Source organism: Microcystis aeruginosa NIES-843 (assembly GCF_000010625.1).
In the GTDB taxonomy this organism is placed as follows: Bacteria; Cyanobacteriota; Cyanobacteriia; order Cyanobacteriales; family Microcystaceae; genus Microcystis; species Microcystis aeruginosa.
Map to the genome: position 1 here is coordinate 2,260,484 of NC_010296.1, position 18,052 is coordinate 2,278,535.

Annotated in this window: 18 protein-coding genes and 2 pseudogenes; 12 read left to right on the plus strand and 8 right to left on the minus strand. The window is 42.9% G+C overall.

The window, feature by feature from the left end; all coding sequences use genetic code 11:
- Positions 1 to 176: 176 nt before the first annotated feature.
- Positions 177 to 494: pseudogene (locus MAE_RS34325) on the plus strand (transposase); the annotation flags it as partial.
- Here MAE_RS34325 and MAE_RS10915 read toward each other — a convergent pair.
- Positions 491 to 667, minus strand: a complete 177-nt coding sequence (locus MAE_RS10915) for a hypothetical protein (protein WP_012265622.1) — start codon at positions 665 to 667, stop codon at positions 491 to 493. The pseudogene MAE_RS34325 and the gene MAE_RS10915 sit on opposite strands and share 4 nt — an antisense overlap.
- Before the next feature lie 206 nt (positions 668 to 873).
- Between MAE_RS10915 and MAE_RS36050 the strand changes: the two are divergent.
- Both MAE_RS36050 and hflX read left to right on the plus strand, forming a co-directional pair.
- Positions 874 to 1,344, plus strand: a pseudogene (locus MAE_RS36050) (HNH endonuclease); the annotation flags it as partial.
- 84 nt (positions 1,345 to 1,428) lie between these two features.
- A complete protein-coding gene (gene hflX / locus MAE_RS10920; protein ID WP_041804036.1) occupies positions 1,429 to 3,132 on the plus strand; it encodes a GTPase HflX in 1,704 nt (567 codons plus the stop codon).
- 300 nt (positions 3,133 to 3,432) lie between these two features.
- Here hflX and MAE_RS10925 read toward each other — a convergent pair whose 3' ends face one another.
- Both MAE_RS10925 and MAE_RS10930 read right to left on the minus strand, forming a co-directional pair.
- Complete coding sequence (locus MAE_RS10925; RefSeq protein WP_002799035.1) at positions 3,433 to 4,335, minus strand: hypothetical protein; 903 nt, start codon at positions 4,333 to 4,335, stop codon at positions 3,433 to 3,435.
- Between the two features lie 28 nt (positions 4,336 to 4,363).
- Positions 4,364 to 5,476 (minus strand): DegT/DnrJ/EryC1/StrS family aminotransferase, encoded by a 1,113-nt coding sequence (locus MAE_RS10930; RefSeq protein WP_002799037.1) that lies wholly within the window; start codon positions 5,474 to 5,476, stop codon positions 4,364 to 4,366.
- 228 nt (positions 5,477 to 5,704) lie between these two features.
- Here MAE_RS10930 and MAE_RS10935 point away from each other — a divergent pair, with 228 nt between their 5' ends.
- On the plus strand, positions 5,705 to 6,481 hold the full coding sequence (locus MAE_RS10935; RefSeq protein WP_012265624.1) for an ABC transporter permease: 777 nt from the start codon (positions 5,705 to 5,707) through the stop codon (positions 6,479 to 6,481).
- Positions 6,482 to 6,596: 115 nt separating this feature from the next.
- Here MAE_RS10935 and MAE_RS10940 read toward each other — a convergent pair whose 3' ends face one another.
- Both MAE_RS10940 and MAE_RS35700 read right to left on the minus strand, forming a co-directional pair.
- Positions 6,597 to 7,613 carry a type I glyceraldehyde-3-phosphate dehydrogenase gene (locus tag MAE_RS10940; RefSeq protein ID WP_012265625.1) on the minus strand — a complete coding sequence of 339 codons (1,017 nt, stop codon included), beginning with the start codon at positions 7,611 to 7,613 and terminating at the stop codon, positions 6,597 to 6,599.
- 178 nt (positions 7,614 to 7,791) lie between these two features.
- On the minus strand, positions 7,792 to 7,917 hold the full coding sequence (locus MAE_RS35700; RefSeq protein WP_269453984.1) for a hypothetical protein: 126 nt from the start codon (positions 7,915 to 7,917) through the stop codon (positions 7,792 to 7,794).
- A gap of 106 nt (positions 7,918 to 8,023) precedes the next feature.
- Here MAE_RS35700 and murC point away from each other — a divergent pair, with 106 nt between their 5' ends.
- Entirely contained in the window at positions 8,024 to 9,451 is a 1,428-nt protein-coding gene (gene murC, locus MAE_RS10945) for a UDP-N-acetylmuramate--L-alanine ligase (protein WP_041804039.1), read from the plus strand.
- Positions 9,452 to 9,874: 423 nt separating this feature from the next.
- Positions 9,875 to 10,753, plus strand: coding sequence for a UDP-N-acetylmuramate dehydrogenase (gene murB / locus MAE_RS10950; RefSeq protein ID WP_002799044.1), 879 nt, complete (start codon positions 9,875 to 9,877; stop codon positions 10,751 to 10,753).
- A 186-nt stretch (positions 10,754 to 10,939) separates the two neighbouring features.
- On the opposite strand, the gene MAE_RS10955 is transcribed toward murB, so the two are convergent.
- From MAE_RS10955 to MAE_RS10965, 3 genes are read right to left on the minus strand one after another with little or no spacing between them, the layout of a single operon-like run.
- Positions 10,940 to 11,485 carry a hypothetical protein gene (locus MAE_RS10955; RefSeq protein ID WP_012265628.1) on the minus strand — a complete coding sequence of 182 codons (546 nt, stop codon included), beginning with the start codon at positions 11,483 to 11,485 and terminating at the stop codon, positions 10,940 to 10,942.
- 29 nt (positions 11,486 to 11,514) lie between these two features.
- Entirely contained in the window at positions 11,515 to 11,961 is a 447-nt protein-coding gene (locus MAE_RS29335) for a hypothetical protein (RefSeq protein WP_002799046.1), read from the minus strand.
- Positions 11,962 to 11,990: 29 nt separating this feature from the next.
- The gene (locus tag MAE_RS10965; RefSeq protein WP_012265629.1) at positions 11,991 to 12,317 is read right to left on the minus strand and encodes a hypothetical protein; all 327 of its coding nucleotides are present in this window, start codon (positions 12,315 to 12,317) and stop codon (positions 11,991 to 11,993) included.
- Positions 12,318 to 12,714: 397 nt separating this feature from the next.
- Between MAE_RS10965 and MAE_RS34910 the strand changes: the two genes are divergently transcribed.
- The 6 genes from MAE_RS34910 to MAE_RS10990 all read left to right on the plus strand — a co-directional run bounded on the left by MAE_RS34910 (position 12,715) and on the right by MAE_RS10990 (position 18,033).
- Complete coding sequence (locus MAE_RS34910; RefSeq protein ID WP_012265630.1) at positions 12,715 to 13,212, plus strand: hypothetical protein; 498 nt, start codon at positions 12,715 to 12,717, stop codon at positions 13,210 to 13,212.
- Between the two features lie 9 nt (positions 13,213 to 13,221).
- Entirely contained in the window at positions 13,222 to 13,530 is a 309-nt protein-coding gene (locus MAE_RS34915; RefSeq protein ID WP_231859764.1) for a hypothetical protein, read from the plus strand.
- Between the two features lie 700 nt (positions 13,531 to 14,230).
- A complete protein-coding gene (locus MAE_RS10975) occupies positions 14,231 to 15,964 on the plus strand; it encodes a peptide ABC transporter substrate-binding protein (RefSeq protein WP_012265633.1) in 1,734 nt (577 codons plus the stop codon).
- Positions 15,965 to 16,921, plus strand: a complete 957-nt coding sequence (locus MAE_RS10980; protein ID WP_012265634.1) for an ABC transporter permease — start codon at positions 15,965 to 15,967, stop codon at positions 16,919 to 16,921. It abuts the gene before it with no gap.
- A gap of 2 nt (positions 16,922 to 16,923) precedes the next feature.
- Positions 16,924 to 17,286, plus strand: coding sequence for a VOC family protein (locus tag MAE_RS10985; protein ID WP_012265635.1), 363 nt, complete (start codon positions 16,924 to 16,926; stop codon positions 17,284 to 17,286).
- Between the two features lie 18 nt (positions 17,287 to 17,304).
- Entirely contained in the window at positions 17,305 to 18,033 is a 729-nt protein-coding gene (locus tag MAE_RS10990) for a cytochrome c biogenesis protein CcdA (RefSeq protein ID WP_002799052.1), read from the plus strand.
- The last annotated feature ends 19 nt before the right edge of the window (positions 18,034 to 18,052 follow it).

Sequence of the window (18,052 nt, forward strand, 5' to 3'; positions counted from 1 at the left end):
TTAACTTGTCCTTGTTATACTCGAAAAAGCTCGGAAGTATAAGAGTTTGTGCTGCCTATTTTTTCGGAAAAATAGGTTGTAATGGGAGACTCTTTGTTTTCCTAGACAAAAATAATTACTTTTTCAAAAAAACACTTTTCTATTTTTTTGTTGGGTATTTTATTCTCTGGAAGTCCCTAACTATTCCCATCACTCTAGTATTAGATAATGCCCGCTATCAAAAATGTAAAATTGTTGAAGAATTGGCTCTTTCTTTGTCAATAGAGCTACTCTATTTGCCGTCTTATTCGCCTAATCTAAATTTAATTGAAAGGCTGTGGAAATTTGTCAAAAAGAAATGTTTGTATGGTAAATATTATGAAAACTTTTCCGACTTTTCTTCAGCTATTTATGAATGTCTGAATGATGCCCATCTGAAACATAAAAAAGAACTGGATTCCTTGCTCACTCTACGATTTCAGAAGTTTAATAAATCTCAGATTATGAACGTCTAAAGTATAGCTAGTACCGCACAAAGCTTTTGGAGGTCATTACGGGTTGTTCCTTGATTGGACCGCCAATAACGAACACAAGAATTACGCACAAACTGAGAAGTTTTGATAGCTTCATCAAGCTGGTGATATTGCTCTGGTGTTCCGTTTTTTAACTTGGCTTCTACGACTAGCATTGATTAATCCTCGACCATTGGATAGTTTAATGATAACACAGTTTACCCATAGATGGTAGTATTAAAATCGTGCTTCGCAGTTAATATCCTGGTCGGATTTCATCCCCCGCAAAGGTTGATGTCTTGTCGAAAAATTTAGCGGGGGCATTCATCCGACATTTTAGGTAAAGGTTAAGCCGTCATCACTACTTCTGAATCAGCACCGCAACGGGAAAGAAAGACGAGAGACTTGGTTATTTAAAACCAAAGATGGGTTTCAATTATGGAAACACAACTGGACTCCAATCGTCAGACATACCCTAGTACGCCCCGACGCTTCACCTTATGACGGAAATTGGACTTACTGGGCGAGCAGACGAGGACAAGCAATCGACACACTGACGAGAGTAGCCAAACTACTTAAGAAGCAACAAGGCAAGTGTAACCGATGTGGGCAGTATTTCACCCCATCGGATTTAATTGAAGTTGACCACATTCACCCTCTAAGCTTAGGCGGAAAGGATGAATATAAAAACCTTCAATTACTACACCGCCACTGTCACGATGAAAAATCGGCATCTAATGGAAGCCTAGAATCATCTGATTTGACATCTTTGGCGGAATTTGTCAATCTAGATGATACAGGGTCAACCAAAAGAAGTCAAGCTGTATCCTTAACAAGGGAACAGTCGAACTAGGAGCCGTGTGAGGTGAAAGTCTCATGCACGGTTCTGAATGGGAGGGGAGGTCGGTGACGACCTTCTCGACCCCTAATATCCTAATTGCGAGGAAAGCCTATCGATACCATCTTCGGCAATACCCAGGGACTGAAAGCCAGTCAGATGAAACAGCTACAAAGGCTGTACCATGAACGCTTGCCTATTGATACTCTCACCACCCCAGAATTCGCCCAAAGACTGGCGGCTATCAGTACCGATATCCATCAACCCCTCTGCACCTATATCAACCGTCGCGGCCAGGTAATTCGTGTGGGAGTGGGAACCCCCCGACAAACCCAGTTTTCTCTCTTGGAACTACCCCGCTACGGTTCCGAACGTCTTTGCGGAATTCGTTGCATCGCCACGGAAATCAAGCAGGAACCGCCAAAAGAATCCAGTTTAACCGCCATGGCTTTGCAAAGATTAGACGCACTGGTGATCTTAACATTAACCGGTACAGGCATGATCCGTCGCGGTGGTGGGGCGACCGGTTATGTGGAGCAAGTCTATCTGGCGCATCTTATACCACAAAGTCAAACAAATGTCAATAGTAATATATACTGGTCTGTCTCCCCTCCCTTAAATCTAGAGGATTTAAGCAAACAGGACTTTTTAGAGTTAGTGGAAGGACTAGAGGCGGAGTTTCAGCGAGAATTTACCGCTATAACCGTTGATACAGCCGAAGATCGGGTGCTATTGGTTGGTTTAATCACCGACGGTATGAGCGATCGCCAGTTCGAGGACGGTTTAAGCGAATTAGAACGTTTAGTTGATACCGCCGGGGGCAAAGTTTTGCAAGTCACCCGACAAAAACGGGATCATCCCCATCCTCAAACAGTGATCGGTTCGGGAAAAGTGGCAGAAATCGCCCTACAGGTGCAAACTTCGGGGGCTAATTTAGTTGTATTCAATCGCGACCTTTCTCCCGCCCAAATTCGCAATCTAGAGAACCAAATCGGGGTGAGAGTGGTCGATCGCACCGAGGTGATCCTGGATATTTTCGCCCAACGGGCCCAATCCCAAGCGGGTAAACTACAGGTAGAATTAGCCCAATTAGAATACACTTTACCCCGTCTCACCGGGCGCGGATTAGCCATGTCGAGATTAGGGGGAGGAATTGGCACTCGCGGACCGGGGGAGACAAAATTAGAAACAGAACGCCGAACTATTCAACGTCGTTTATCCCGTCTCCAGGATGAGGTGGATCAACTGCAAGCTCATCGTTCCCGTTTACGCAAACAACGGCAAAAACAAGATGTAGCCAGTGTGGCGATCGTCGGTTACACCAATGCGGGAAAATCTACTTTAATTAATGCTCTCACCGCTGCCGAAGTTTATACCGCCGATCAACTGTTTGCTACCCTCGATCCCACCACCCGACGCTTAACTATTACCGATCCCCTCAGCCAAGTCTCTCACACCCTTTTACTAACTGATACGGTGGGTTTTATCCATGAATTACCCCCCTCGCTGGTGGATGCTTTTCGGGCAACTTTAGAGGAAGTAACGGAAGCAGAAGCATTACTCCATCTGGTGGATCTGTCCCATCCAGCTTGGGAAAGTCAGATTGCCTCGGTATTAAAAATCCTCTCGGAGATGCCGATTCAAACCGGTCCGATGTTAATGGTGTTTAATAAGTTGGATCAGGTAAAAAGCGAGGATTTGGAAATAGCTAAGGAAAAATACCCCCAAGCTGTTTTTATCTCGGCTATTCGTCGGCTAGGATTGGAAACTTTAAAACAAAAGTTAATCGATTTAACCGCTTAAGTATAGCAGTAAGCTGTCAGTATTCAGGAGACAGGACACAGGAGTTAGGAGTCAGTATTCAGGAGATTATTTTTATTTATTCTTCCCACTTCCTAATTCCCACTTCCTAATTCCTAATTCCTAATTCCCACTTCCCACTCTCCCATACCTTTTAAACAGGATTTTGTATCAGTTATTCAGTTATACTAAATCTGTTGAGTATAGGCTACTTGTGAGGACAGGCAAAAGGCAAGAGGCAAAAGGCAAAAGGGGGAATAAATAATCAGTTTTTAATAACCGGATTTATTATTATTATAACTATCATCTATTAGCGCCAAGATAAATTAACTCGGTATCGGGAAGCTTACCAAAGATTTTTTCGGAATAGTGTAAAAGCTCATCATTTTTGATTAACTTCAAAAACTCGTCATTGTCAAGAAATAGTTTCCAGCGATTAGTCACATCCATCTGTTGAGCATTGCCAGTAAAGTTCTGCTGTTCAAAGGAACTGCCACCACCATAACTACTAACATAATTTAAGCCAGCATCAGAAAACTCTAGATTAAGAGCGGCGGAAATTTTCTGGCGATAACTAATATCAGAAAACCATAGATTGTAATTAATCACAACCTTGTTATTGCTTAGATAGCTAGTTTCTTCAAGGAATTCTTTGGCGTATTCAATCCACATATCAGTCAGAGACATTCCTTTTGTCTTGACAGATAAAAATCCCTTTTTCAAACGACTGGCAATCAGATTAAACGGATCTCTGAGTAAAAGTACATCATACCTATGACTGGTTTTCCCTACATAAAGATCATGTTTTTTTTCATATTTTGGCTCAGTTATTTTGGCAATACTATGATCTTCGTAGCTATACAAAAAACAGTTTTTAGTCTTGAAATTACCCCAAGCTTCCTCTCGAAAACCTTTGTGGGGGAAGTGTAGATGAAAATGCCTAAAAGGACTGGTACTAACATTGACACTATTCAGAAAATAATGGTCTTGTTCTTGCGCTCTAATCCAATTTAACACCGCATGATTACCACTACGTTTCAAACCGATAAAACGAATTTCTCTTTGATTGATGACTTTTTCTAGTTGATCTTTTTGAGTTAGAGTACGCCAGAAATCCCAGGCATCATAGACTAAATCACGCTTGACTTTTCTTAAGTTATATAGTGAATACTTGGCTGGTTTTGAACGCTCATTTATCTGACTCATTAGTTCAATCCTCGGCTAAATCATCAATTTAAAAACTATGCAAACAATCTTTCAGCGCATAGGCTACCTGTTGTTGTTCCTCGCAGCTTAAATCGGGGAACATAGGTAAAGATAACACTTTTTCACTGGCCAATTCAGCCACGGGTAAATCGCCTTTTTTATAGCCTAAATACTGATAAACCGGCTGTAAATGCAGAGGAATCGGATAATAAACCATGGATAGGACATCTTTTTCCTGCAAAGCCGCCCGAATTTGGTCACGATTTTCCGTTAGGATTGTGTACTGATTCCAAACGTGCTTACCTCCGGCTAAAGCGGCAGGTAAAGTGATATTAGGCAAAGGTTGCAGTAATTCCCGATAACGTTGGGCAATCTCGATCCGTTGATTATTCCAAAAATCGAGATATTTCAGCTTAATTTGCAAAATAACCGCTTGAATGGCATCTAAGCGGCTATTGACACCGATTACCTCATGGAGATAACGCTCCTTGCTGCCGTGTTCTTTAATCATGCGAATTTGTGCCGCTAACTCGGGGTTATTGGTGGTAATTGCGCCACCATCGCCACAACCGCCTAAATTTTTGGTGGGAAAGAAGCTAAAACAGCCAATATCGCCGATACTCCCCACTTTCTGCCCATGCCATTCTGCTCCCGTTGCTTGAGCGCAATCCTCAATCACCAATAAATTATGGGAACGAGCGAAATTTACCACCTCAGACATATTGACAGATTGCCCAAAAAGGTGTACTGGGATAATCGCTTTAGTCTGGGGAGTAATCGCTTTTTCCAACAGTGCCACATCGAGGTTAAAAGTATTGATATCGATATCGACAAAAACCGGTGCTGCCCCGACTAAATTAATCGCTTCGGCGGTGGCAATAAACGAAAAAGTAGAAGTAATTACTTCATCCCCCGCTTGAATACCGAGGGAGCGCAGTGCCAGATAAAGGGCATCGGTTCCCGAATTACAGGCGACACAATCGCTAACACCGTGATAGAGGGCAAATTGTCGTTCTAATTCGCTCACAGCTTCGCCACCAATATAGCGCCCAGAACGGAGGATTTCTAAAACGGCATGGTTAGCTTCTTCGCTGATGACTTGGTATTGACGGGATAAATCGACGGGGGGAATTTTACTCACGCGCTTTCACTCAAATTAGAGACTAATCGGGATTTGTCGGCGAAAAGAAGGAATAACGAAGGCAGGAGGCAGGAGGCAGTTTTTGTAACGGGGCATAAATCCCCTTTACAAAAACTTTTCGCCTTAAGGCGAGGTTTTAGAGCCGATTTTTTTGATAATTAGTCAAAAATAATTATAAACTTGCTATTTATAGATGAAGTATCCTTGTAATTTGTTTCTTTTATTTTTATGGATGGATTAGTAGAACTAAATCTGGTGGATTTGGGTTGGGCTTTGGGGATGATGGGCATTTGTTTACTCCTCTCCCGTTGGTCAAATTTAGCTCTAGAGGGACAATTATTATTAGCGACCGGTCGATCGATCCTGCAATTATTAGTGGTAGGCTACGTTATCGCCGTTATTTTTTCCCTTGATAATCCTCTAGCTGTGCTGGGGATTTTGGCAGTAATGATGACTATCGCGACTATTGTTGCTAAAAATCGCATTGATAGCCGAGATCAAGGCTTATTACCCCTAGTTTTCGGCTCTTTATTGATTAGTAGCTGTCTAACTTTAGGTTATGCGATCGCCTTAATTATTCAACCAGAACAATGGTACTCACCCCAATACTTGATTCCCTTGACGGGGATGGTGTTAGGGCAAGCGATGAATAGTGCCTCTTTAGCCGGGGAAAGATTAAGCAGTACGATTAAAAGTCACCGTTTGGAAATCGAAACCCATCTTTGTTTGGGGGCAACCCCGCAACAAGCGATCACAGCTTACCAAAAAGAAGCGATTCGAGCTAGTTTAATCCCCACCCTCAATCAGATGATGGTAGTGGGTTTAGTCAGTTTACCCGGAATGTTCACCGGACAGGTATTGGCAGGAAGTGAACCTTTAAACGCCGCTTCCTACCAGATACTGATCCTGTTTATGATTGCCCTAGCTAACCTAATCACCGCTCAATTGGTGACAGAGGGAATCTATCGGCGCTTTTTCGGTGAGAATTTATCACTGATCAGTTAACAGTTATCAGTTAACAGTTATCAGTTATTAGTTATTAGTTATCACTGGCCACTAACCACTCCTGACTCCTAATTAACGCCCACTGTTCACTGATTACTGTTTACTGATAACTGATTTAGCCTTTCCACTTGCTGGCAACGACTTCAGCGAGATCAACCACGCGTTGAGAGTAACCCCATTCATTATCGTACCAAGCGATAACTTTCACCATATCGCCACCCATCACCATCGTTAGACTAGCATCGATGATCGAGGAGGCATCAACACCGCGATAATCAGAGGAAACGAGGGGTAAATCATTATATTCGAGAATTCCTTTCAAAGAATTTTCCGCAGCTTCTTTGAGGACTTCGTTTACCTGTTCCGCGATCGTGCTTTTTTCCACTTGTGCGACTAAATCCACCACAGAAACGTTAGGAGTGGGTACACGCAGGGCGATCCCGTTAAGTTTCCCTTTCATTTCGGGGATAACTAAGGCTACAGCTTTAGCGGCACCGGTGGAGGTGGGAACGATGTTAACGGCAGCGGCGCGAGCGCGACGGAGATCCCGGTGACTAGCATCAAGAATGCGTTGATCACCAGTGTAACTGTGGGTGGTGGTCATCGTCCCTTTGATGATGCCGAAGTTTTCGTGAATCACTTTGACGACAGGAGCAAGACAGTTGGTGGTACAACTGGCATTGCTGATGACATTGTATTTATCGTGTTCGTATTCGTGAGCGTTGACACCGACGACATAGGTTCCCACACCCGAACCTTTACCCGGTGCGGTAATGAGGACTTTTTTAGCTCCTGCGACAATATGCTTAGAAGCGCCCTCTTCATCGACGAAAACACCAGTAGCTTCGATCACTAGATCTACACCCCATTCTGCCCAGGGCAGATTGAGGGGATTGCGATCGGAATAACATTTAATGGTTTTACCGTTAACAATTAAAGAATTATCATCGGCATCGATATTAGCGTTAAGTTTGCCTAACATCGAATCATATTTGAGCAGGTGAGCGTTACTCCGGGGATCGGATGTATCATTGATCCCCACTACCTCCAAGCCACTATTAGTCCGTCCTAACCAACATCTTAGGAAATTACGTCCAATCCGTCCGAAACCATTGATCGCTACTCTAATCACTGCTGCTTGCCCTCTACGTTTTAGTGCAATACATAAAAAAATAATTAATGTTCCCAATCATACCTTAAAGGTTGAACTTTACGATCCCGATCGAAAATAATTTATTACATCACCATTCAGGAGACTCCGAGACTCCGAGACTCCGAGACTCCGAGACTCCGAGACTCCGAGACTATTTTTATTGATTCTCCCCACACCCCAAACCCCACACCCACACCCACACCCCACACCCCACACCCACACCCCAAAAAAAAGGAATTGGGAGAAAAAATTTTAATTCTGCGTCAAGGATTTTGCAAGGCAACTGGGCAACATTTGGGAATTCTGCTCAAATGCCCCTATCATGAAGTTGACTTTACTACCGATCGAGTTTAAAACTTATATAATCGTGGCTCTGAGGAGTGAAAACAGTGAAAAAAGTTAATTTTAACGGCCAACCTTTCCATTTTATCGGTATTGGCGGTATTGGGATGTCAGCCCTCGCTTATATCTTAGCCGAGCGCAATTTACCTGTGTCTGGCTCGGATTTACGTCCTACTCATATCACCCAACGGCTACAGGGAGCGGGAGCGCACATTTTCCACCGTCAAGAGGCAAATAATTTAGCTTTATTTCATTCTCCGGGCCCTCAAAACAGTAGCCAAACAGTTCCGCAAGTAATCTGCTCCACGGCGATTAATGACCATAACAAGGAATATCAAGCGGCCAGAGACTTAGGATACCCAATTTTTCACCGTAGCGACGTTTTAGCTGCTTTAATCGCTGATTACGACAGTATCGCCGTCGCCGGCACCCACGGAAAAACCACCACTAGCAGCCTAATCGGTTACGTTTTGTTAGAAGCGGGATTAGACCCCACGATCATTGTCGGTGGTGAGGTGGATGCTTGGGAAGGTAACGCTCGTCTTGGTCAAGGTCGTTTTTTAGTGGCAGAGGCCGATGAGTCCGATGGTTCCCTAACCAAGCACGCCCCGAAAATCGGCGTAATCACTAATATTGAGCTAGATCACCCCGATCATTACCAGAATTTAAGCGAAGTTATCGATACTTTCCATGAATTCGCCCATCAGTGCCAGATTTTAGTCGCTTGTTTAGATTGTGACACGATCGCCGAGCATTTCCGTCCCACGATTAGTTATAGTCTCGATCCCGAAAAAGGTGCCGATTACACCGTCAGCGAGATTATCTATGAACAGGGAATGATGAAAGCTTCCGTCTGGGAAAAAGGCAGTTATTTGGGACAAATGGAAGTGAAAATCCCCGGGCAACATAATATTAGTAATGCTTTGGCAGTGGTGGCCATCGGACGTTATCTCGGTTTAGAATTTGCCGTTATTGCCGATGCGATCGCTACTTTTGCCGGGGCAAAACGCCGTTTTGAACACAAGGGAGAGGCAAACGGCATTACTTTTATCGATGATTATGCCCACCATCCTAGCGAATTGTTAGCCACTTTAGCGGCGGCAAAATTGAAGGTAGAAGGCAAACAGTACCAACGTTCGATCGCTATTTTCCAACCCCATCGCTACAGTCGCACCACTGCCTTTTTGGAGGAATTCGGCTCCGCTTTCAGTTCCGCCGATGTGGTAGTCTTAACGGATATTTATAGTGCCGGGGAAGTGAATATCAATCACGTCACCGGGCAGCAAGTGGCCGAACAGGTGAGAAAACACCATAAAAATGCCTACTATCACCCCGAATTGAGTTCTTTAGGTCAATTCCTGCTAGAAATTCTCCAACCAGGGGATCTAGCTCTGTTCCTCGGCGCTGGCAATCTCAATCAAGTTATCCCCGAAATGCTCTCTCTTTACCGCGAACAATTAGCAGTTAGAGTATAGGAGTCAGTTATCAGTTATCAGTTATCAGTTATCAGATTTGAGTTTTTAAGTGAGCAGTATTAAATAGGGTTTGCTGAATAAATGTGAAATGTAGGCAAGGTAGGGGTTTTGTGGCTTTTCTTGCGAAACAGGTGTAAGATTTTGAGAGAATCGTCGTTCAAAACCTTGCGTCTTCATCGGCCCGCGTCCTGTAGGGGCGAAGCATTCGGGCAATAACCTATCGGTGAAACCGCAGATTTTCTATCCGAATGCTTCGCCCGTACTTTTTCAGCAGACCCTAAATAAGTAACATGATCGTTGGGTTTCATGCTTCAACCGTTCGGCAAAAGCTCACGGCCGAAGCCCAACCTACGTTCTGCTCCTCATATCCCCAATTCATAATTTATAATTCATAATTTATAATTCCCAACCCCCTAAAACCCTATGATTAAATCCTCTGTTTCTCTAGCTGAGTTCACTTCCTACCGGGTGGGGGGAAGAGCGCAATGGTATGCCGAACCAGTTAATCTAGAGGAATTAAGAGAATTGTTCGCTTGGGTGCGATCGCAAGGGTTGCCCTTGACTGTTTTGGGGGCTGGTTCAAATTTACTAATCAGCGATCGAGGTTTACCCGGACTTGTCCTCAATACTCGCCATCTGCGATCGAGTTGTTTTGATGCCGAAACTGCTACGATTACAGCAGCGGCGGGGGAACCCCTGCCAAAAATAGCTTGGAGAGCGGCAAAACGGGGCTGGAGGGGCTTAGAATGGGCGGTGGGTATCCCCGGTACGGTGGGGGGGGCTGTGGTGATGAATGCGGGCGCACATACCTCCTGTGTGGCGGATCGATTAGTGCGGGCGCTGGTATTAAATCCCGATGGTCAGTTAGAAACTTTAAGCAAAGAAGATTTAAATTATAGTTATCGCAGTTCTTCTCTGCAAGGGGATCAACGTTTAGTTGTCGAAGCCACATTTCAGTTAGAAGCTACCGATAATCACGAGGAAATAATGGCAATTACTACCCATAATTTACGCCATCGCAAAAATACCCAACCCTATGATCGTCCTAGTTGTGGTAGTGTTTTCCGCAATCCTAAACCGCAATTTGCCGGGGCTTTAATTGAGGGAATGGGATTAAAAGGTTATCAAATTGGTGGGGCGCAAGTATCAGAATTACACGCTAATTTTATCCTGAATATTGGTTCAGCAAAAGCCTCGGATATTCTGCGTTTAATTCGTCATGTGCAGGAACAAGTGTTCGATCGCTGGTCCCTCTGGTTAGAACCAGAGGTGAAAGTTTTAGGGGAATTTGACGGTATTTAATTATTTTTCTCGATAACGGTTGAACTCAGCCGCGATAGGCTGGAGTGCGACGGCAAATATTTTTATAATCCTCTAGCATGGTGCGTTCCCCAAAAATCTATTGGTGGAGCAGTAGAACTTGCATTAGGGAACGCACCCTACAGCGATGGGGATCGTACTGACAGTGGGAGCAGTGTAACGGTCTAGTTATGCCGTCTTCGCTTGTGAGGTTAACTTAAGCAGTTCATTAAGCTTATTTTTTAAGTTTTGGGATGCCATAAGCGGATTGTAAACTTCTCCTGCGTAGGGTTGCCAAACATAACTAGAACTAAAGGGGCGCAATACTGGCAATATTCCTAGCTCTTGTTCGAGTGGTTTTGCTAAAACCAGTCCTGGGATAGATAAGTTAGATGATTCTTCGAGAAGCTCGCTGTAAGTTCTAAATTCATCGACTTCAACACCAACCAGTGCATAACGGAATGGGGGAGCAAATCGTAGGGACTGATATAGTAAGATACCTAACTCTGTCATTGAATATGCACTTTCAGGGCTGTCTATTCCCACTTCGCTAAGATTACTTGGTGAAACACGACACCACCAATTTTCTTCTATGTCTTGGAATATATCTGTGTGACACTGGCAATGGCGACCAGTTGACAGCAACCATGATACTCCCTCAAAATGCTGAGCAAATTTATGGGCGTTGCTCTCATCCGAACCACATTCTGCCGATAGACTAAATATCCATGCCATTTTGATAGCCTCCCATTGTGTGTATGCCACTAATCAACCTTTTCCCAATATTTTTGGGTGTTTGCCAATGCTGCCTCGTACTTTTCTAGAGCCATTGTAACTCTTGGCATGATGCTAACGTGAGTCGGGCTATCTTGGACAGCCTGTAAATCCCCTGTGATATGGCTATCGTCAATTTGCCATAAAGGGTCTTTGCCAGTTCCACCAAAACTGGCAGGTTTGCGAAATGCTGGTAAACCTTCAATGGATAGGGCAACAGACATTCCCTTTGTGTCCCTAATGGCAACCGTTACAAGATCGCCATGCAACTTACGCTGTGGCTCTGGTAACAAATAGCTTTGTTCATCTAGGCAACCTACTGGCATTTGCTGAATGTTTATATCGATATTAGGTCTAACCCCTAATAATCTGGCACTACGACCAATTTTGGGTCTGTCGTTTTGCTCTGCCATGCCACGATAGTAGAGTTTCGCCATCACCCACTACTTGTATTTTACCTTTAGCTTCATTGTACCTGAAGCACCAACATAAACTCAATTGGGACACCATCAACGTCTGAAGATAGACCAACACCAGCTTTCTGAGACATTGTAATCTCTATTTCATCAACACCATTTTCTTTTCCTGCTCGAATAATGTCGATCGCTACTTTTCTTTGTTCTGCAATCTCTTTTTCGTTAGCACCTGATGTAAGAAGGGAAATACCGTCCAAAACAAGTGCTACTGGAAGCGCCAAAGGCACCATTGCAAGCCAACTATTCTGCGACAAGAAGGTAAGCGCTTTAAGCCGTTTTTCTGGCGTTGTGATGTCAAACTCGTTGGATTCACTCATACTCATTGGCTGGGTTCTATATAGCTAAGCTAAACGGCTTTTACTTCGGATCACTGATATAGACTCCAAAAGGGTTATAGCTATTGGATCATGCAGGTTAAATGCCGTTTAGCTTATCGATTAACGAAGTGTTGGAATACAAACACAGAATATCACGCCCAAAAGCGTGTTAGCCAGATTAGCCTACTGCTAGTGGAGCGGTAGGAGCCACATTAGGGAACGCACCCTACAGCTAACGTTGCCCATCACCCGCCGCAGATAACCTTGAACTCTAACCGATAACCTTTCGTCGGTCGGTGTGCATTGGGGTTGTTAGACCGCGCTGCTACGGCAATGCATTCTTATTAAGAGTTAGAATTGCTGTAAAAACTAACCCTTCTAATTCTAGAATCGTCTAATGGATATTCATTACATTAATCAAGGAAAGCGTGGAAAAAAAGGTCTTTGCAATATTTGTAAACAATCAGCTTCTCTAAGCTGGGATCACGTCCCACCAAAGGGAGGTATTGATTTGAAGCCTGTTGAGCAGATCACGATTTTACAACGTTTGGCTGGCAACCCTGAAGAACAGAAACCTCGTATTTCACAGAATGGTGTGAAGTATCGAACCCTTTGCAAACACTGTAATGAACGCTTGGGGCATCGCTACGACCCAGTTCTTAATAGCTTTGCTCTTGGAGTAGGCAGGATTCTTAAATCAATTGTGGAAGTTCCACCAATGATTCATTACAAGACGCAACCAGCAATATTGATTAGAGCTATTCTTGGTCATTTAGTTGCAGCGAAGGGAGTTATAGACCATAATGTTGTTGATCAGAAAATACGCGAATTTCTGTTTGATGATCAAGCTCAGATCCCTGAAGAAATTAAAATTTTTTACTGGATTTATCCATAGGAAGAAATTGTGGTTGTTCGTGATGTCATTATGCCTGCGGTCAGAGGAAACTTCAGTGAATTTAGTGAACTTGGAACCTTTAGCGGCATCCTTAAATATTTTCCAGTAGCTTACGTGGTTTGCAATTTAGAACAATATGAAGGGCTCGACGAATTAACAACCTATCGTGATCTCAAGCTAGAAGAGACTGTTGAGATTCCAATTCGCTTAACTGACACAAAACATTCTGCATGGCCAGAGATGACTGATGAGGGAAACTTTATGATAGGCGGATTGAATCTAAACAGTTCTGTTCACGCTCGTCCAAAAAAAGCATGACTTCCCCACAAACAACTTTTGCATACTGTCTCAACCGAGAATTGGCGGTCTAACTACATAATATACGGAAAATTTCCGTATAACACTCCTGAAAGTAATGATATGGGTCAACTTTCGGCATATCACCCCATTTAGGCGCGATCTCCAGAACTTTTCCGTATATCACGCCCAAAAGCGTGTTAGCCAGATTAGCCTACGGCTAGTGGAGCGGTAGGAGCCACATTAGGGAACGCACCCCACGGCGATGGCTACCACACCAATTTATATACTAGACGGATTTTTTCCATACAACACCCCAAATACAGATTTTCTGGCTCTTCGTTACTTGTTATGGTTCGATAGGGTGGCATAAATAAACTAAATCCTTATCTGGCAAGAGATTTAATTGATTAGTTCGCTCTAGATCAAAAACAATTGACAAAAATCGCCAAACGTTTTTCTCTATAAGGGTTCCGTCCCTTATAACCCCCGTAGATTGCATAACACAAACCGAAGAACCCATTTTCGTCGCCGTGCCTAGAATTTTATTGTCTAGTACAGCATCGCTACCATAGCACGATCGATTTAACTTGACTGGGAATGGATAAAGGCAAATAATCAATTAATCGATCGAGATCAAGACTCAATGTCTGATAACTTGTTATTGGTGGGGTAGGGAATCACCTAAGTCACCCTGTTGAATTATTGATTGTCATTAAAAATGTTTAAGCGATCGCTTTTCTTGCCCCTGTTAATTTTATCCCTTAGTTGTACGCTGCTTTTTAGTGCTTGTCATCAACAAACAGCTAATAATCCCCCAGCAACGACCAATAGTAACACAGAAACTTTAAAACTTTTATATTGGCAAGCACCGACGATTTTAAATCCCCATCTCTCCACGGGATTTAAAGACTCAGAAGCGAGTCGCATTACCTTAGAACCTTTGGCTAGTTTCGATGAAAAAGGGGAATTAGTTCCTTTTTTAGCGGCAGAAATTCCTACTATTGAAAATGGGGGAGTTGCCCGGGATGGTAAATCGGTGACATGGAAGCTAAAAAAAGATATTAAATGGTCAGATGGTACTCCTTTTACTGCCAAAGATGTCATCGCTACCTATAATTTTATTACCAATCCGAAAACTGGTTCTACTAGCGCTGGCAATTATGAAATAGTTAAAACTGTGGAAGCGATCGATCCCCATACAGTTAAAATAACTTTTAAGCAAGTTAATCCCGCTTGGTCATTAGTTTTTGTGGGAACAGAAGGGATGATTTTACCCGCTCATCTCTATGAAAAGTATAGCAATGAAACGGCACGTCAAGCCCCTGCTAATTTATTACCGGTGGGAACGGGTCCCTATAAAGTGGTAGAATTTAAACCGGGAGATACGGCGGTTTATGAACCAAATTCTTTCTTTCGAGAAGCGGATAAATTAGGTTTTCAAAGAATAGAATTAAAAGGAGGAGGTGATGCAACTTCGGCGGCAAGAGCGGTTTTACAGACACAGGAGGCGGATTATGCCTATAATTTGCAAGTAGAGGCAAGGGTTTTAAGTGATTTAGAAAAAGTGGGTCGGGGTCAGTTAATATCTAGTTTCGGTTCTTTGATTGAACGAGTTTTATTTAATTTGAGCGATCCTAATCAAGCTACTCCTGAAGGTGAGAGGTCTAGTATTAAGTTTCCCCATCCTTTTTTGAGTGATGTGAAAGTAAGAGAAGCTTTGTCGTTAGCCGTTGATAGAGATACTATTGCCACGCAACTTTATGGTATTACTGGGAAAACAACTCCTAATTTTATTGTGATGCCATCAGAATATAATTCGCCCAATACTCGCTATGAATTTAATCTAGAAAAGGCTAAGAAATTACTAGATGATGCGGGATGGAAAGATAGTAATGGTGATGGTACTAGGGATAAAAATGGGGTAGAAATGAAATTAGTTTTTCAAACCACTGTCAATCCTCTTCGTCAGAAAACCCAAGAAATTATCAAACAAAGTTTACAAGCGATCGGGGTAGGAGTAGAATTAAAAACTATTGATGCCAGTATTTTCTTTTCCAGCGATCCTGCTAACGATGACACGGTAGAAAAGTTTTATGCTGACCTACAAATGTACACTACTGGTAATAATAGTCCCGATCCGAAAGCCTATTTTAAAACCTTTACCTGTAGTGAAATTCCCCAAAAAGCTGATGGTTGGGCTGGGGATAATTATGCTCGTTATTGTAATCCTGAATACGATAAATTATGGCAAGCTTTTAGTCAAGAATTAAACCCAGAAAAACGTCGAGAAATAGTGATTAAAATGAATGATATGTTAATTAATGATTTTGTGATTATTCCCCTAGTTCATCGTGCCGATGTGGTGGCAATTAGCAATAGTTTGTCAGGGTTTGAATTAACTCCCTGGGATAGAAATACTTGGAAGATCAAAGACTGGAAGCGTAGTAAATAAATGCTGAAATACTTTCTGAAAAGATTATTATTTTCGATTCCCACTCTTTTAGCTATTAGTATGGTGGTTTTTGGCATTTTGGCCCTAGCGCCGGGGGATCCGATGGGAGAATTTGCCGCTAATCCTGCTATTACGGAAGCGGTGCGAGAAAATATTCGCAAAAGTCTCGGATTAGATCAACCCCTTCCCGTGCGTTATGTCAAGTGGTTGTTAGCATTTCTTCAAGGAGATATGGGCTATTCTTTCACCAGTCGCAGCCCAGTTTTTACCCTCATTTGGCAGCGTTTACCCACAACCCTCTGGATTGTCGGTATTGCCTATATTTTTGGGGTTTTAATTGCTTTTCCTTTAGGCGTAATTTCAGCAGTCAAGCGCTATTCTTGGTTAGACAAAATCATCTCTACTTTTTCGATGCTTGGCTTTTCTTTACCCACCTTTGTAACGGGATTATTATTAATTATTATCTTTAGTGTGCAGTTAAACTGGCTACCATCTTTTTATAACAGTACCCTAAAAATCAGTGATTTTAATAGTTTGATCGAGCAGGTTAAACAGTCAATTATGCCCGTAACTGTATTAAGCTTATATCAAGGGGCGATGTTGATGCGTTTTGTGCGTTCTTCCGTAACTGAAGAAATTCACCAAGAGTACGTTAAAACTGCCTTAGCGAAGGGACTAACTAATTTTTCTGTCCTCACTAAGCATATAGTTCGCAATGCTTTAATCCCCGTTGTCACCCTGATTGCTCTCGATATTCCCTCAATTTTTACCGGTGCTTTAGTTACAGAACAAGTGTTTCGTGTGCCGGGTATCGGTGCTTTATTAATCGATTCTATTTCCCGCAGTGATACCCCCGTAGTGATGGCGATTACCTTTATCTATGGGATTTTAATTGTTATCTTTAACTTAATTGCCGATTTAACCTATAGTTGGCTCGATCCGCGAGTCAGATATTAACTATGAACATTACAGAATCCTTACACACGGCGATTTTAGTCACCGATCTAGAAAAAGCTGTTAACTTTTACGAAAATGTTCTAGGATTGACTAGAATTGATCGCCCTTTTCAATACGATGGGGTTTGGTATCAAGTGGGAGATTATCAAATTCATTTAATTGTCGATACCAATTATCAAAACTACCGTCCCAATCCCCAAAAATGGGGACGCAATCCTCATATTGCCTTCGCTATTGATGACGTGACGGCCATGGGTAAGTATCTAGAAAGTCAAGGTTATACAATTCAAATGAGTGCATCGGGTAGAAAGGCCTTATTTGTCAGTGATCCCGATGGTAATATCCTAGAAATGAGCCAAATTTAGCCTGAAAAATTCCCCAATATGTTAGACCAATTACAGACTCAACTCTATCACCTTGAACAATACGCCGATCGCTTAGTGACTTCCCAACTAACTCACCTTAGTTTTGTCAGTATTGCCGTGATTTTTCTAGCCGGTTTACTTACCAGTCTTACCCCCTGTATGCTGTCGATGTTGCCGATTACCGTCGCTTATATCGGGGGTTACGAAAATCAAGGTCGTTTAGCGGCTTTTTGGCAGTCCACATGGTTTTCCCTGGGATTAGCCACCACCTTAGCGGGATTGGGACTAATTGCCGCTACTTTAGGAAAAGTCTATGGACAGGTGGGGATCGGTTTACCAATTATCGTCAGTGCGATCGCTATTTTGATGGGGTTAAACCTCTTGGAATTATTACCCCTGCGCTTCCCCTCCCTTGGCGCTACCGATTGGATTACCGGCGATTTTCCCCCGATTTTGCGGTCCTATCTTCTCGGTTTAACATTTGGTTTAATCGCCTCTCCTTGCAGTACACCTGTTCTAGCAACTCTATTGGCATGGGTGGCAAATACGGGAGATTTAAGCTTAGGAGGGGGATTATTGTTATCCTACACTGGCGGTTATGTTTTACCCCTAATTATCGTCGGTTCTTTTACTGCCTCGCTGAAAAGCTTTCTTTCTCTGCGTCAATGGTCCGGGTGGATTAATCCTGTCAGTGGGGTTTTATTAATCGGTTTTGGAGTTTTTTCTTTATTATCCCGTCTGCTGTGATGGTGGAGAGTTATGATAG

What these genes read in the sequence shown, in the direction of transcription:
- MAE_RS10915 (WP_012265622.1), bottom strand. Translation starts at nt 667, where the DNA reads ATGCTAGTCGTAGAAGCCAAGTTAAAAAACGGAACACCAGAGCAATAT.
- MAE_RS10925 (WP_002799035.1), bottom strand. Translation starts at nt 4,335, where the DNA reads ATGAGTCAGATAAATGAGCGTTCAAAACCAGCCAAGTATTCACTATAT.
- MAE_RS10935 (WP_012265624.1), top strand. Translation starts at nt 5,705, where the DNA reads ATGGATGGATTAGTAGAACTAAATCTGGTGGATTTGGGTTGGGCTTTG.
- murB (WP_002799044.1), top strand. Translation starts at nt 9,875, where the DNA reads ATGATTAAATCCTCTGTTTCTCTAGCTGAGTTCACTTCCTACCGGGTG.
- MAE_RS10955 (WP_012265628.1), bottom strand. Translation starts at nt 11,485, where the DNA reads ATGGCATGGATATTTAGTCTATCGGCAGAATGTGGTTCGGATGAGAGC.
- MAE_RS29335 (WP_002799046.1), bottom strand. Translation starts at nt 11,961, where the DNA reads ATGGCGAAACTCTACTATCGTGGCATGGCAGAGCAAAACGACAGACCC.
- MAE_RS10965 (WP_012265629.1), bottom strand. Translation starts at nt 12,317, where the DNA reads ATGAGTGAATCCAACGAGTTTGACATCACAACGCCAGAAAAACGGCTT.
- MAE_RS34910 (WP_012265630.1), top strand. Translation starts at nt 12,715, where the DNA reads ATGGATATTCATTACATTAATCAAGGAAAGCGTGGAAAAAAAGGTCTT.
- MAE_RS10975 (WP_012265633.1), top strand. Translation starts at nt 14,231, where the DNA reads ATGTTTAAGCGATCGCTTTTCTTGCCCCTGTTAATTTTATCCCTTAGT.
- MAE_RS10980 (WP_012265634.1), top strand. Translation starts at nt 15,965, where the DNA reads ATGCTGAAATACTTTCTGAAAAGATTATTATTTTCGATTCCCACTCTT.
- MAE_RS10985 (WP_012265635.1), top strand. Translation starts at nt 16,924, where the DNA reads ATGAACATTACAGAATCCTTACACACGGCGATTTTAGTCACCGATCTA.
- MAE_RS10990 (WP_002799052.1), top strand. Translation starts at nt 17,305, where the DNA reads ATGTTAGACCAATTACAGACTCAACTCTATCACCTTGAACAATACGCC.